General features: G+C 69.4%; 10 protein-coding genes. 8 read left to right on the forward strand and 2 right to left on the reverse strand.

Going from position 1 to position 13,641, the window contains the following annotated elements; genetic code table 11:
* The first annotated feature begins 8 nt into the window (after window positions 1-8).
* The 5 genes from J8I33_RS15670 (at window position 9) to J8I33_RS15690 (ending at window position 3,824) form a co-directional block, all read left to right on the forward strand.
* Window positions 9-1,577: a protein adenylyltransferase SelO gene (locus J8I33_RS15670; RefSeq protein WP_204383286.1), complete on the forward strand. Its 1,569-nt coding sequence runs from the start codon at window positions 9-11 to the stop codon at window positions 1,575-1,577.
* 44 nt (window positions 1,578-1,621) lie between these two features.
* The gene (msrB, locus tag J8I33_RS15675) at window positions 1,622-2,053 is read left to right on the forward strand and encodes a peptide-methionine (R)-S-oxide reductase MsrB (RefSeq protein ID WP_050013271.1); all 432 of its coding nucleotides are present in this window, start codon (window positions 1,622-1,624) and stop codon (window positions 2,051-2,053) included.
* Window positions 2,054-2,182: 129 nt separating this feature from the next.
* Window positions 2,183-2,713 carry a septation protein A gene (locus tag J8I33_RS15680; RefSeq protein WP_050013272.1) on the forward strand — a complete coding sequence of 177 codons (531 nt, stop codon included), beginning with the start codon at window positions 2,183-2,185 and terminating at the stop codon, window positions 2,711-2,713.
* Window position 2,714: 1 nt separating this feature from the next.
* Complete coding sequence (locus J8I33_RS15685; protein ID WP_050013273.1) at window positions 2,715-3,023, forward strand: BolA family protein; 309 nt, start codon at window positions 2,715-2,717, stop codon at window positions 3,021-3,023.
* Window positions 3,024-3,041: 18 nt separating this feature from the next.
* Window positions 3,042-3,824, forward strand: a complete 783-nt coding sequence (locus J8I33_RS15690; protein ID WP_050013274.1) for a peptidylprolyl isomerase — start codon at window positions 3,042-3,044, stop codon at window positions 3,822-3,824.
* Window positions 3,825-3,996: 172 nt separating this feature from the next.
* On the opposite strand, the gene J8I33_RS15695 is transcribed toward J8I33_RS15690, so the two are convergent.
* Window positions 3,997-4,545, reverse strand: coding sequence for an N-acetyltransferase (locus J8I33_RS15695; RefSeq protein ID WP_209926887.1), 549 nt, complete (start codon window positions 4,543-4,545; stop codon window positions 3,997-3,999).
* A 5-nt stretch (window positions 4,546-4,550) separates the two neighbouring features.
* Complete coding sequence (gene purL, locus J8I33_RS15700) at window positions 4,551-8,615, reverse strand: phosphoribosylformylglycinamidine synthase (RefSeq protein WP_209937637.1); 4,065 nt, start codon at window positions 8,613-8,615, stop codon at window positions 4,551-4,553.
* 329 nt (window positions 8,616-8,944) lie between these two features.
* Between purL and J8I33_RS15705 the strand changes: the two genes are divergently transcribed.
* The 3 genes from J8I33_RS15705 to pgi all read left to right on the forward strand — a co-directional run bounded on the left by J8I33_RS15705 (window position 8,945) and on the right by pgi (window position 13,595).
* Window positions 8,945-10,246: an FAD-dependent oxidoreductase gene (locus J8I33_RS15705; protein WP_209937643.1), complete on the forward strand. Its 1,302-nt coding sequence runs from the start codon at window positions 8,945-8,947 to the stop codon at window positions 10,244-10,246.
* A gap of 52 nt (window positions 10,247-10,298) precedes the next feature.
* Entirely contained in the window at window positions 10,299-11,861 is a 1,563-nt protein-coding gene (locus J8I33_RS15710; RefSeq protein ID WP_050013277.1) for an NAD(P)H-hydrate dehydratase, read from the forward strand.
* 111 nt (window positions 11,862-11,972) lie between these two features.
* The gene (gene pgi, locus J8I33_RS15715; protein ID WP_209937649.1) at window positions 11,973-13,595 is read left to right on the forward strand and encodes a glucose-6-phosphate isomerase; all 1,623 of its coding nucleotides are present in this window, start codon (window positions 11,973-11,975) and stop codon (window positions 13,593-13,595) included.
* Window positions 13,596-13,641: the final 46 nt, after the last annotated feature.

The following is a 13,641-nucleotide window of genomic DNA, read 5'->3' on the forward strand; positions in this document are numbered from 1 at the left end:
CGCTCAACATGTCGTTTTCCCGAAGCGCAGCCGATGCGGCTGACACTCTCCCCGACCTCGCCGCGACGCTCGGCGCGCCCGCCGAACGCGCGTTCGTCACGCTCGGCGACGCGTTTCATACGCGGCTGCCGGCCGCGCCGCTGGCCGCGCCGTACGTCGTCGGCTTTTCCGACGAAGTCGCGCAGCTGCTCGACCTGCCGCCCGCGATCGCCGCGCAGCCCGGCTTCGCCGAGCTGTTCGCCGGCAACCCGACGCGCGACTGGCCTGCGCACGCGATGCCGTACGCGTCGGTCTATTCCGGCCATCAGTTCGGCGTGTGGGCCGGCCAGCTCGGCGACGGCCGCGCGCTGACGATCGGCGAGTTGCCCGGCGCTGACGGCCGGCGCTACGAACTGCAGCTCAAGGGCGGCGGCCGCACGCCGTATTCGCGGATGGGCGACGGCCGCGCGGTGCTGCGCTCGTCGATCCGCGAATTCCTGTGCTCGGAAGCGATGCATCACCTCGGCATCCCGACCACGCGCGCGCTGACGGTGATCGGCTCCGACCAGCCGGTGGTGCGCGAGGAGATCGAGACGGCGGCCGTCGTCACGCGCGTGTCGGAAAGCTTCGTGCGCTTCGGCCACTTCGAGCACTTCTTCTCGAACGATCGCCCCGACCTGCTGCGCCAGCTGGCCGATCACGTGATCGACCGCTTCTATCCGGCCTGCCGCGACGCGGACGATCCGTACCTCGCGCTGCTCGAGGCCGCGACGCTGCGCACGGCCGACCTCGTCGCGCAATGGCAGGCGGTCGGCTTCTGCCACGGCGTGATGAACACCGACAACATGTCGATCCTCGGCGTGACGATCGACTACGGTCCGTTCGGCTTCGTCGATGCATTCGACGCGAACTACATCTGCAACCACTCGGACACCAACGGCCGCTATGCGTACCGGATGCAGCCGCGCATCGCGCACTGGAACTGCTATTGCCTCGCGCAGGCGCTGCTGCCGCTGATCGGGCTGCAGCACGGCATCGCCGACGACGACGCGCGCGCCGAGCGCGCGGTGGACGACGCCCAGGCCGTGCTCGCGAAGTTTCCGGAGCGCTTCGGCCCCGCGCTCGAACGCGCGATGCGCGCGAAGCTCGGCCTCGAACTCGAACGCGACGGCGACGCCGAGCTCGCGAACAAGCTGCTCGAGACGATGCATGCGAGCCACGCGGATTTCACGCTGACGTTCCGCCGGCTCGCGCAGATCTCGAAGCACGACGCGAGCCGCGACGCGCCCGTGCGCGACCTCTTCATCGACCGTGAAGCATTCGACGCATGGGCGAACCTCTACCGCGCGCGGCTGTCCGAGGAAACGCGCGACGACGCGGCTCGCGCGGTTGCAATGAACCGCGCGAACCCCAAATACGTGCTTCGCAACCATCTGGCCGAAGTTGCGATCCGGCGCGCGAAGGAAAAGGATTTTTCGGAAGTCGAGCGGCTCGCGCGGATCCTGCGTCGCCCGTTCGACGAACAACCGGAGCATGAAGCGTACGCGGCGTTGCCGCCCGACTGGGCCGGCACGCTCGAAGTGAGCTGCTCGTCCTGAGCCCGCAACCCGCGCATCTCGACCGACCGATCAGGAGAACCCCCATGTCCCACGATTCCGACGACAAGACCTTCCCGTACCAGAAGGACGACGCCGAGCTGCGCCGCCGGCTCACGCCGATGCAGTACGAGGTCACGCAGCACGCGGCGACCGAGCGCGCGTTCACCGGCGAATACACCGACACCGAGGATGCCGGCATCTACAAGTGCGTCGTCTGCAGCACGCCGCTGTTCGAATCCGGCGCCAAGTTCCATTCGGGCTGCGGCTGGCCCAGCTACTTCAAGCCGCTCAACGGCGAGGTGATCGACGAGAAGGTCGACTACTCGCACGGAATGGTGCGCGTCGAGGTGCGCTGCAACCACTGCGGCGCGCATCTGGGCCACGTGTTCGAGGACGGCCCGCGCGACCAGACCGGTTTGCGGTACTGCATCAATTCGGCTGCGTTAAACTTCGAGTCCCGACCCGAAAACGAATGAGCGGCGCCGGGCGGATCTGCCGGGCGGCCAGCCGCGGGCCGGCCGCCCGGCTCCGCGACGGCGATGCCTGGCGGGTCCCTACAACGGTGACAGGCCGCACATGCGGCCTGTCACGCAGCTGCGAGCGCCATGAAATTCCTGTTCGATCTGTTTCCGATCATCCTGTTTTTTGTCGCCTTCAAGGTCTGGGGCATCTTTACCGCCACCGCCGTCGCGATCGTCGCGACGCTGGCCCAGGTCGCCTGGGTCGCCTTCCGGCACCGGAAGGTCGACACGATGCTGTGGGTCAGCCTCGGCGTGATCGTCGTGTTCGGCGGCGCCACCCTCGTCCTGCATGACGAGAAATTCATTCAATGGAAACCGACTGTGCTGTACTGGCTGTTTGCGATCGGGTTGCTCGCCGCGCGTTATGCGTTCAGCAAGAACCTGATCGAGAAGATGATGGGCAAGCAGCTCACGCTGCCGCACCCCGTGTGGGACAAGCTGAACGCCGCCTGGGCGCTGTTCTTCGCGGTGCTCGGCGTCGCGAACCTGTACGTGGTGCACAACTTCACCGAATCGCAATGGGTGAACTTCAAGCTGTTCGGTACGACGGGCGCGATGGTCGTGTTCATCATCCTGCAGAGCCTGTGGCTCACGAAATACCTGAAGGACGAGTGACATGAGCGACGCCTTTCTCCACGCCTCCGCCGACGAACGCATCGCGCTGATCGAAGCGCGCCTCACCGCGTCGCTCGCGCCGCTGTCGCTCACCGTGCGCGACGACAGCGCGCAGCACGCGGGCCATGCGGGCGCGGCCGCCGGCGGCCATTTCACGGTCACGATCGTCTCGTCCGCGTTCGCGGGCAAGCCGCGCGTCGCGCGGCACCGGCTGGTGTATGATGCGCTCGCTGATGCGATGCAGCGCGGCATTCACGCGCTCGCGATCGTGGCTTACACGCCCGAAGAATTCAACGAATCTTCAATCTAGTCTCATTAGGAATTCCCGATGATCCTGAAATCCCCCCGCCTGTGGGTCGCGGCGGCTGCGTTTGCAGCGGCACCGGCATTTGCCCAGAACATCGCCGTCGTCAACGGCACGCCGATTCCGAAATCGCGCGCCGACGCGATGGTCGCGCAGCTCGTCCAGCAAGGCCAGACCGACGGTCCGCAACTGCAGCAGGCCGTGCGCCAGGAACTCGTGAACCGCGAAATCCTGATGCAGGAAGCGATTCGCGAAGGCATCCCGAACCGTCCGGACGTGAAGGCGCAAGTCGCCGTCGCGCAGCAGACCGTCGTGCTGCGCTCGATGATCGAGAGCTTCCTGAAGAAGAACCAGCCGACCGACGCCGAAGTGAAGGCGCGCTACGACGAACTCGTCAAGGGCGTGGGCGGCAACCGCGAGTACCACCTGCACCACATCCTCGTCGAGAGCGAGCAGCAGGCGAAGGACCTGATCGCGAAGATCAAGGGCGGCGCGAAGTTCGAGGATCTCGCGAAGCAATACTCGAAGGATCCGGGGTCGGGCAAGAACGGCGGCGATCTCGACTGGTCCGACCCGAAGGCGTACGTGCCGGAATTCGCGGCGGCCGCGCAGAAGCTGCAGAAAGGCCAGATGACCGACGCGCCGGTGAAGACGCAGTTCGGCTGGCACATCATCCGCGTCGACGACATCCGCGACATCGCGCCGCCGCCGTTCGACCAGGTGAAGGCGCAGATCGCGCAGCAGCTCGTGCAGCAGAAGCTGCAGGCGTTCGAGGAAGGTCTGCGCCAGCAGGCGAAGATCCAGTAACGCCGGCGCGCGTCGTACGCGCATCGACAAGCCGCTCTTCGGAGCGGCTTTTTCTTTTGGCGCGCACGAAACAGATATACCGCGACGCGATGGTGCGCGGCGCGCCGTGCAATAAAAAACCGCTCCGGAGAGCGGCTTTTCCACGCCAGGTGTCGCCCGCCCGCGGCATGCGCTACGCGGCGGGATGGAACACGTCGTGATAACGCACGTCGCCCGCCGGCAGCGAAGCCGATTCGTCGAACGACAGCGCGAGAAAATACTCGGCCGGCACGCCCGGAAACACGATGTCGCCGTGCGGTTCGAACCCGAAACGCGTGTAATACGCGGGCTCGCCGAGCACCACGCAGCCGCGCGCGCCGAGCCGACGCAACGCGTCGAGCCCCGTGCGCACGAGCCCGGCGCCGATGCTCTGCCGCTGGCAATCGGGCCGCACCGCGAGCGGCGCGAGCCCGTACCACTGCTGGCTGCCGGCCGGCTCGCCGCCGATCGCGACCGGCGAGAACGCGACGTGCCCGACGATACGTCCGTCGCGCTCCGCGACGAGCGATACGCTCAGCGCACCGTCCGCACGCAGCGTGTCGACGATGCGCTGCTCGAACGCGCCGCCTTGCGGCTCGCCCGCGAACGCCGCGCGGATCACGCGGCCAATCGCGTCGGCCTCGCTCGCCCGCGCGTCACGCAGCGTGACGACCTCGACCGATGCGTTCGGGTCGAACATCATCCCGATCAGCCGATCCAGCGGCGCGCGTTGCGGAATACGCGCAGCCACGGGCTCGCTTCACCCCAGCCTTCCGGGTGCCAGCTCATCGTGACCGTGCGATGCACGCGCTCCATGTGCGGCATCAGCACCGAGAAGCGGCCGTCGGCCGTCGTCACCGACGTGATGCCGGCCGGCGACCCGTTCGGGTTGAACGGATAGCGCTCGGTCGCTTCGCCGCGGTGGTCGACGTAACGCATCGCGACCGCGACGCGATCGATGTCGCCCTGCTGCGAAAAGTCCGCATAGCCTTCGCCGTGCGCGACCGCGACCGGAATCCGCGAGCCTTCCATCCCCGCGAAGAAGATCGACGGCGACTTCTCCACTTCGACGAACGAGAAGCGCGCCTCGAACTGCTCGGACTTGTTGCGCGTGAACTTCGGCCACGCTTCCGCCCCGGGGATCATCGACGCGATGCTCGACAGCATCTGGCAGCCGTTGCAGATACCGAGTGCGAACGTATCGGGACGCGCGAAGAACGCCGAGAACATGTCGGCGAGATTCGCGTTGAAGCGGATCGTCTTCGCCCAGCCTTCGCCCGCGCCCAGCACGTCGCCGTACGAGAAACCGCCGCATGCGACCGCACCCGCGAAATCGGCCAGCGACGCGCGGCCCGCGAGCAGGTCGCTCATGTGCACGTCGTGCGCATCGAAGCCGGCGCGGTCGAACGCGTAAGCCGTTTCCAGATGCGAGTTCACGCCCTGCTCGCGCAGGATCGCGACGCGCGGCCGTGCGCCCGTCGCGATGAACGGCGCGGCGATGTCGTCGACCGGGTCGAACGTCAGCACCGGCGAGATGCCCGGGTCGGCCGCGTCGAGCAGCGCGTCGTATTCGGCATCCGCGCAGGCCGGGTTGTCGCGCAGGCGCGCGATGCGCCAGCTCACTTCGCTCCATGCGCGATGCAGTTCGGTGCGCGGCGCGTCGAAGATCTTCTTCGCGTCGCGGTACACCTCGATCACGTCGCGATCGTTGACCGAGCCGATCACGTGCGAGCACGTCGACAAGCCGAACTCGCGCAGCGCGCCGAGCACCGCGTCGCGGTCGGACGCGCGCACCTGCACGACGGCGCCGAGCTCTTCGGAGAACAGCGCGCGCAGCGTGCGGTCGTCGCGCAGGCCGCTCGTCTGCTTCGCCCAGTCCTTCGCGTCGCCGTAGTCGAATTCGTGGTTCGGGTCGAGCGTCAGCATGTCGACGTTCAGCGACACGCCCGCATGGCCCGCGAACGCCATTTCGCATACCGTCGCCCACAGGCCGCCGTCCGAGCGGTCGTGGTACGCGAGCAGCTTGTCTTGCGCATTGAGCGACTGGATCGCGTTGAAGAAGCGCTTCAGGTCTTCCGCGTCGTCGACGTCCGGCGTCGTGTCGCCGACCTGCTGCGTGACCTGCGCGAAGATGCTGCCGCCCATGCGGTTCTTGCCGCGGCCGAGATCGATCGCGATCAGCACCGTGTCGCCCGCGTCGGCCACGCGGCGCAGTTGCGGCGTGAGATGACGGCGCACGTCCTCGACCGGCGCGAACGCCGAGATGATCAACGACACCGGCGACACGACTTCCTTCGCGACGCCCTGCTCATCCCACTTCGTCTTCATCGACAGCGAGTCCTTGCCGACCGGGATGCCGATCCCGAGCGCCGGGCACAGCTCCATGCCGATCGCCTTGACCGTGTCGAACAGCGCGGCGTCCTCGCCGGCCGTGCCGCACGCGGCCATCCAGTTCGCCGACAGCTTCAGCTTGTCGAGCGACGCGATCGGCGCGCTCGCGATGTTCGTGATCGCTTCGCCGACGGCCATGCGACCCGACGCCGGCGCGTCGATCACCGCGAGCGGCGTGCGCTCGGCCATCGTCATCGCCTCGCCCTTGAAACCGGCATAGTCGAGCGCGGTGATCGCGCAGTCGGCCACCGGCACCTGCCACGGGCCGACCATCTGGTCGCGCACCGACGTACCGCCGACCGAACGGTCGCCGATCGTGATCAGGAACGACTTGCTGCCGACCGTCGGGTGCTTCAGCACGTCGAGCGCGACGGCCGACAGCGCGATGCCCGTCACGTCGACCGGCGCACGCTCGGTCGTCACACGCGCGACGTCGCGGTGCATGCGCGGCGGCTTGCCGAGCAGCACTTCCATCGGCATGTCGACCGGGTATTCGTCCGCGCCCGTCGCTTCGTCGTCGACGAGCTTCAGCTCGCGTTCGTCGGTCGCGACACCGACTACCGCGAACGGGCAGCGCTCGCGCGCGCAGATCGCCTCGAAGCGCGGCAGGTCGGCCGGCGCGATCGCCAGCACGTAGCGCTCCTGCGCTTCGTTCGACCAGATTTCGCGCGGCGACAGGCCCGATTCCTCGAGCGCGACCTTGCGCAGTTCGAAGCGCGCGCCCTTGCCCGCGCCGTCGACGATTTCGGGGAACGCGTTCGACAGGCCGCCCGCGCCGACGTCGTGGATGCTCAGGATCGGGTTTTCCGCGCCGAGTTGCCAGCAGCCGTTGATCACTTCCTGCGCGCGACGCTCGATTTCCGGGTTGCCGCGCTGCACCGAGTCGAAGTCGAGTTCGGCGGTGTTCGCGCCGGTCGCCATCGAGCTCGCGGCGCCGCCGCCCATGCCGATCCGCATGCCGGGGCCGCCGATCTGGATCAGCAGCGAGCCGGCCGGCACGTCGTGCTTGTGCGTGTGCTGATCCGCGATGTTGCCGAGGCCGCCCGCGATCATGATCGGCTTGTGATAGCCGTGCACCGTGCCGCCGACGTTCTGCTCGTACACGCGGAAGTAGCCGCCGAGGTTCGGGCGGCCGAATTCGTTGTTGAACGCGGCGCCGCCCAGCGGGCCATCGATCATGATCTGCAGCGGCGACGCGATGCGGTCCGGACGACCGTACGGGCCGTGCACTTCGTTCGGATTGCGCTCGGCGACCGGCTGCGCGGCGTCGCGCGCGTTTTCCCACGGCTGGCGCGCATCGGGCAGGTCGAGGTTCGACACGGTGAAGCCCGTGAGGCCGGCCTTCGGACGCGCGCCGCGGCCCGTCGCGCCTTCGTCGCGGATCTCGCCGCCCGCGCCGGTCGCCGCCCCCGGGAACGGCGAGATCGCCGTCGGATGGTTGTGCGTCTCGACCTTCATCAGCGTGTGCGTGAGTTCGGTGTGGCGGCCGTAGCGCTCGCCCGGCTCGCCGGCCGCACCGGCCTTGCGCGGGAACCAGCGCTCGGCTTCGGCGCCGACCATGATCGACGAGTTGTCCGAATACGCGACGATCGTGCCCTGCGGGCTCAGCTTCTCGGTGTTGCGGATCATCGCGAACAGCGACATGTCCTGCGCTTCGCCGTCGATCGTCCACTGCGCGTTGAAGATCTTGTGGCGGCAGTGTTCGCTGTTGGCCTGCGCGAACATCATCAGTTCGACGTCGGTCGGGTTGCGTTCGAGCTTGCGGAACGCGTCGACCAGATAGTCGATCTCGTCGTCGGCGAGCGCGAGGCCCAGCTCGACGTTCGCACGCTCCAGCGCGCCGCGGCCGACGCCCAATACGTCGACGGTCGACAGCGGCTTGGCCGGCAGTTCGTCGAACAGGTGTTTCGCATCGTCGCGCGCCGCGACCACGCTTTCGGTCATCCGGTCATGCAGCGCGGCCGCGACGGCCGCGCGCGCGTCGTCCGACAGCGCCTTCTTGCCGCCGAGCAGGCCCGACTTCAGCGTGACCGTGAATTCGACGCCGCGCTCGATGCGGCGCACCTGCGTGAGGCCGCAGTGCTGCGCGATGTCGGTCGCCTTGCTCGCCCACGGCGAAACCGTGCCGAAGCGCGGCAGCACGACGAAGGTCTCGGTCGCGCCCTTCTCGCCCGCCGGCTGGAACGGCGCGCCGTAGTGCATCAGCGCATCGATGCGCGCGCTGTCGTCGGCCGACAGCGGCTCGGCCGCATTGACGAAGTGCAGGAACTGGCCGCGCACCGCGACGATGTTGGCGTCGATTTGCCTGAGCGTGTCGAGCAGACGGGTTTGACGGAAATCGGAGAGGGCCGAAGCGCCGGGAAAACACGAGAAGTGAGCCATGGGCTGGACTGACGTCGATGAGTCGCGCGGGGTGGCGACGTGGGGCGAAAGGAAGGCCGTAATTATACCCGGAAGTCGGCCGCCCAAGACCGGCCAATCGGTAGTCCGGCTGCACCGCCACGGTGCTGGTGCGGGCGGCACGCGCGGCTGTCCGCCGGATCGGCCTCTATCGGCCCGGGCGCCGGCCGCCGCCGCATGGCCGCACGGCCATGCTCGCCCGCCGCCGGCTCGCGCACTTTTGGCGCTATCATTCCGGGTTCACCGGGCCCGGGCCCTCAGCGAATTCTCACCGGGCGGCGTGCGCGCCGCCCGTCATCGAAGCAATCTCAATGGATGTCATCGTCATCGGCGGCGGAATCAGCGGCGTCGCCACCGCCTACCAGCTGCGCGCGGCCGGCCATCGCGTATGCGTGGTCGAACGCCACGCGACCGTCGCGCAAGGCGCGACCTACGGCGACGGCGGCGCGCTGCTGCCGAGCCCGCTCGACGTCTGGTTCGGCCCGACTTTCATGCACCAGCGCCAGGCGCGCGACAGCGGCATCGTCTACAAGCCGGGCTTCAACGGCGGCGTGCGCCGCTTCATCAAGCAGCTCGGCACGCTGCGCGAGCCCGATGCATTCGCCGCGCAGTACGCACGGCTGCGCCCGCTGATCGACGTGTCGCGCGACGCGCTCGCCGATATCGAGGCGCGCCTCGAGCTCGAATTCGAGCAGAAGCCCGGCATCCTGCACATCGTGCGCGATCCGCGCGACTGGGACGCGCTGCAGCCCGCGCTCGACCTGCTGCGCACACTCGACCAGCCTTACCGCACGCTCACCGCCGACGAATGCGTGGCGCTCGAACCGTCGGTACCGGCCGAGCCCGGCTTTGCCGGCGGCGTGCTGCTCGAAACCGAGCGCACCGGCAACTGCCCGCTGTTCGCGAAACTGGTCAAGCAGACGCTCGACGAGCATGGCGTGCAGTTCCGCTTCGGTGCGGACGTCGCCGCGATCCGCGTCGACAACGGCCGCGTCGCGGTCGAGCTCGCCCCGCCGGGCAACCGGAGCGCGGCGCACGCGCGCGAGGTCGACGTGATGTCGGCCGACGCGATCGTGGTCGCCGCCGGCGCCGGCAGCCTTGCGCTGCTCGAACGGCTCGGCTGGCGCCTGCCGCTGCACCCGGTGCGCGTGCATACGCTCACCGCGCCGGTCGCGTACGAAGAACATGCGCCGCACCTGAGCGTCGTCGATTCGATCAAGCGGATCTCGATCACGCGCACCCACCAGCGGCTGCGCATCGGCGGGGCCGCCGTGCTGCAGAGCCTGGCGGATACCGCGAAGCCGCTCGCCGAGCCGCTGTCGGAGGCCGCGCTCGCGCTGCTCGGCCAGGCCGTCCACGACTGGGTGCCCGGCGCCGCGAAGATCTCGGCCGCGCTGTCGTGGCAAGGCATGCAACTGCTGTCGCCGGACGGCTTGCCCGTCGTGGGTCCGACCCCGCATCCGCGCGTGTTCGTCAATTTCGGCCATGGCCCGGCCGGCTGGGGCCTCGCGTGCGGGTCTGCTAAAGTGGTGACCGACTATCTGGGCGGCAACGTCCAGCACTGGCCCGCCGACACGCTCGCCGCGCTGAACGCCGGCCGCTTCACGACCTGACCGCCGCGGGCCGGCCCGTGGCGGCATCCTTGCCAGCCGCCACGATCCCGCGATGACCGTTACCCCCGCTCCCCCCGTTCGCCCCCCGTTCCCCGATTCCGATCCGATCGCGCTGCTGCGCGTCGCCGACCTGCGCGCGGCCGAAGCCGACGCCGCCGCCGCGCTGCCGCCGCACACGCTGATGGGCCGCGCCGGCGCGGCCGCCGCGCGCTGGCTGTCCGAGCGCGTCGCCGGCGACGATCGCCCCGTCTGGTTCGCGGTCGGCCCCGGCAACAACGGCGGCGACGCGCTGGTGGCCGCCGCGCAACTCCAGCAGCTCGGCGTCGCGACGCATGCGTGGATGCCGGTGCCGGTCAAGCCGGACGACGCGCAATGGGCGCTCGGTCTCGCACGCTCGGCCGGCGTGCCGCTGTCGGCCACCCCGCCCGCGTCGCTGGAGGGCTATGCGTGGGTCGTCGACGGGCTGTTCGGCATCGGTCTCGGCCGCGCGCTCGATGGCGCGTTCGCCGAACAGGCAGCACGCATCGCCACCCATGCGCGCGGCGGCGGCCGCGTGCTCGCGCTCGACGTGCCCAGCGGGCTCGACAGCGACACGGGCCGCATCGTCGGCGCGGGCGTCGCCGTGGCGGCCACGCAGACGCTCACCTTCATCGGCGCGAAGCCCGGCCTCTACACGGGCGACGGCCGCGATCTCGCCGGCGAAATCCACGTCGCGTCACTCGACGTCGCGCCGCCCGCCGCGCCGGCCATCGTGCTGAACGCGCCCGCGCGGTTCGCCGCGGCGCTGCCCGCGCGCGCGTTCGCGTCCCACAAGGGCACGTACGGCAGCCTCGCGGTGCTCGGCGGCGACACCGGCATGTGCGGCGCGCCGATCCTCGCCGCGCGCGCCGCGCTGTTCGCGGGCGCCGGCAAGGTGCACGTCGGCTTCCTCGGCGCGGGCGCGCCGCCGTACGACCCGCCGTTCCCCGAACTGATGCTGCATCCGGCCGACACGCTCGACCCCGGCGCGATGACCGCGATCGCGGCCGGTTGCGGGCTCGGCACGCGCGAAGCCGCGGCGACGCTCGTGCGCGACGTGCTCGCGCACGACACGGCGACGCTGCTCGATGCCGACGCGCTGAACCTCGTCGCGACGCACGCGGACCTCGCGACCGCCGTCGCCGCGCGTGGCGCACGCGGCAATCCGTGCGTGCTGACGCCGCATCCGCTCGAAGCCGCGCGCCTGCTCGGCGGCGACACGGCCGCCGTGCAGCGCGATCGCGTCGCGGCCGCGCAGGCGCTCGCCGCGCGTTACGCGGCCATCGTCGTGCTGAAAGGCTCGGGTACGGTGATTGCGGCGCCCGACGGCCGCGTGACGATCAACCCGACCGGCAACGCGGCGCTCGCCACCGGCGGCACCGGCGACGTGCTCGGCGGCCTGATCGGCGCGCTGCTCGCGCAGCGGGTCGCACCTTACGAAGCCGCGCTGGCCGGCGTCTACCTGCACGGCCTCGCGGCCGACACGCTGACCGCGACCGGCACCGGCCCGGCCGGGCTCACCGCCGGCGAGCTCGCGCCGATGGTGCGCACGCTGATCAATCGCCTTTTTTATCCGTCGCCGCGCGCCGACACGTAACGCCGCTATACTGACTGCCCCGCCGCACGGCGGGCCTTCTCGTCCGCCGGCTTTCCGATCACGATGAGCCGGCGCGGCATTCCTCCCGATTCACGCTTCACTCGAACCGCCATGACGCTGAAATCGCTCCCCGCCTGGACTGCCCTTCAATCCCACTTCGAACAGATCCGCCACGCGCGGCTGCGCGACTGGTTCGCGCCGGAAAACGATCGCGCGCCGACCCGCGCCGAACGCTTCACGATTCCGGGCGGCGGTCTCGCGGCCGATTTCTCGAAGAACCGCATCGACGACGAAACGCTGCGCCTGCTCGTGCAGCTCGCGCGCGACGCCGGCGTCGAAGCGCGCCGCGACGCGATGTTCGCGGGCGAGGTCGTCAACCCGACCGAAGGCCGCGCGGCGCTGCACACCGCACTGCGCGCGACCGATCCGCAGGCGCCGTTCCACGCGCAGGTGAGCGCCGAGCGCGCGAAGATGGCGACGTTCGCGCGCGCCGTGCGCAGCGGTACGTGGACGGGCTATACGGGCAAGCGCATCCGCCACGTGATCAACATCGGCATCGGCGGCTCCGATCTGGGCCCGAAGATGGTCGTGCATGCGCTGCACCACGTCGCGACGCCCGAGATCTCGACCCACTTCGTGTCGAACGTCGACGGCGCCGATCTCGCGCGCGTGCTCGAACAGGTCGATCCCGAGGAAACGCTCGCGATCATCGTGTCGAAGACGTTCACGACGCTCGAGACGATGACGAACGCACGCTCGCTGCGCGACTGGTTCGTCGCGCGCGGCTGCCCCGAGGACGCGCTCGCGAAGCACTTCGTCGGCGTGTCGGCGAACCCGGCCGAAGTCGTGAAGTTCGGCATCGCGGCGGACAACGTGTTCGAAATGTGGGACTGGGTCGGCGGCCGCTATTCGCTGTGGTCGGCGGTCGGCCTGTCGATCATGATCGCGGTCGGCCCCGAACAGTTCGACGAACTGCTGGCCGGCGCGAACGACATGGACCGCCACTTCCGCGAAGCGCCGCTCGAGCGCAATTTGCCGGTGCTGCTCGGCCTGATCGGCATCTGGTACCGGAATTTCTTCGGCTCGCAGAGCTATCTCGTCGCACCGTACTCGGAAGCGCTGCACTACCTGCCGTCGTACCTGCAGCAGCTCGAGATGGAAAGCAACGGCAAATCCGCGCGCCTGGACGGCGCCTTCGTCGACTACCCGACGTCGGCCGTCACGTGGGGCGAGCCGGGCACCAACGGCCAGCATGCGTTCTTCCAGATGCTGCACCAGGGGCCGACGATCGTGCCGATCGACTTCATCGCGGTGCTGACGCCCGAGCATCCGCTCGCGAGCCATCATCCGAAGCTGCTCGCGAACTGCTTCGCGCAGAGCGAGGCGCTAATGCTCGGCCGCACGCTGGAAGAAGCGCGCAAGATCGCCGGGCCGGGCAAGGAGGCGCTCGCGCCGCACCTGACGTTCCCCGGCAACCGCCCGACCACGACGCTGCTCGTCGATGCGCTGACGCCGCGCACGCTCGGCGCGCTGATCGCGCTTTACGAGCACAAGGTGCTCGTGCAGGCGACGGTGTGGGACATCAATCCGTTCGACCAGTGGGGCGTCGAGCTCGGCAAGATTCTGGGCAAGGTCGTCGAGGCCGATCTGTCGGCCGACTCGGTCGATCCGGCGAAGCACGATTCGTCGACCACCGCGCTGATCGAGCGCGCCCGCGCGGCGCTCAAGCGTTGAAGCACTGACGCGACGGCGTCATGCCCGTGCCGGCCGCGCGCTTCAC

This window comes from Burkholderia sp. AcTa6-5 (assembly GCF_017815075.1).
Classification (GTDB): Bacteria; Pseudomonadota; Gammaproteobacteria; order Burkholderiales; family Burkholderiaceae; genus Burkholderia; species Burkholderia sola.

What these genes read in the sequence shown, in the direction of transcription:
- J8I33_RS15670 (WP_204383286.1), top strand. Translation starts at nt 9, where the DNA reads ATGTCGTTTTCCCGAAGCGCAGCCGATGCGGCTGACACTCTCCCCGAC.
- msrB (WP_050013271.1), top strand. Translation starts at nt 1,622, where the DNA reads ATGTCCCACGATTCCGACGACAAGACCTTCCCGTACCAGAAGGACGAC.
- J8I33_RS15680 (WP_050013272.1), top strand. Translation starts at nt 2,183, where the DNA reads ATGAAATTCCTGTTCGATCTGTTTCCGATCATCCTGTTTTTTGTCGCC.
- J8I33_RS15685 (WP_050013273.1), top strand. Translation starts at nt 2,715, where the DNA reads ATGAGCGACGCCTTTCTCCACGCCTCCGCCGACGAACGCATCGCGCTG.
- J8I33_RS15690 (WP_050013274.1), top strand. Translation starts at nt 3,042, where the DNA reads ATGATCCTGAAATCCCCCCGCCTGTGGGTCGCGGCGGCTGCGTTTGCA.
- J8I33_RS15695 (WP_209926887.1), bottom strand. Translation starts at nt 4,545, where the DNA reads ATGATGTTCGACCCGAACGCATCGGTCGAGGTCGTCACGCTGCGTGAC.
- purL (WP_209937637.1), bottom strand. Translation starts at nt 8,615, where the DNA reads ATGGCTCACTTCTCGTGTTTTCCCGGCGCTTCGGCCCTCTCCGATTTC.
- J8I33_RS15705 (WP_209937643.1), top strand. Translation starts at nt 8,945, where the DNA reads ATGGATGTCATCGTCATCGGCGGCGGAATCAGCGGCGTCGCCACCGCC.
- J8I33_RS15710 (WP_050013277.1), top strand. Translation starts at nt 10,299, where the DNA reads ATGACCGTTACCCCCGCTCCCCCCGTTCGCCCCCCGTTCCCCGATTCC.
- pgi (WP_209937649.1), top strand. Translation starts at nt 11,973, where the DNA reads ATGACGCTGAAATCGCTCCCCGCCTGGACTGCCCTTCAATCCCACTTC.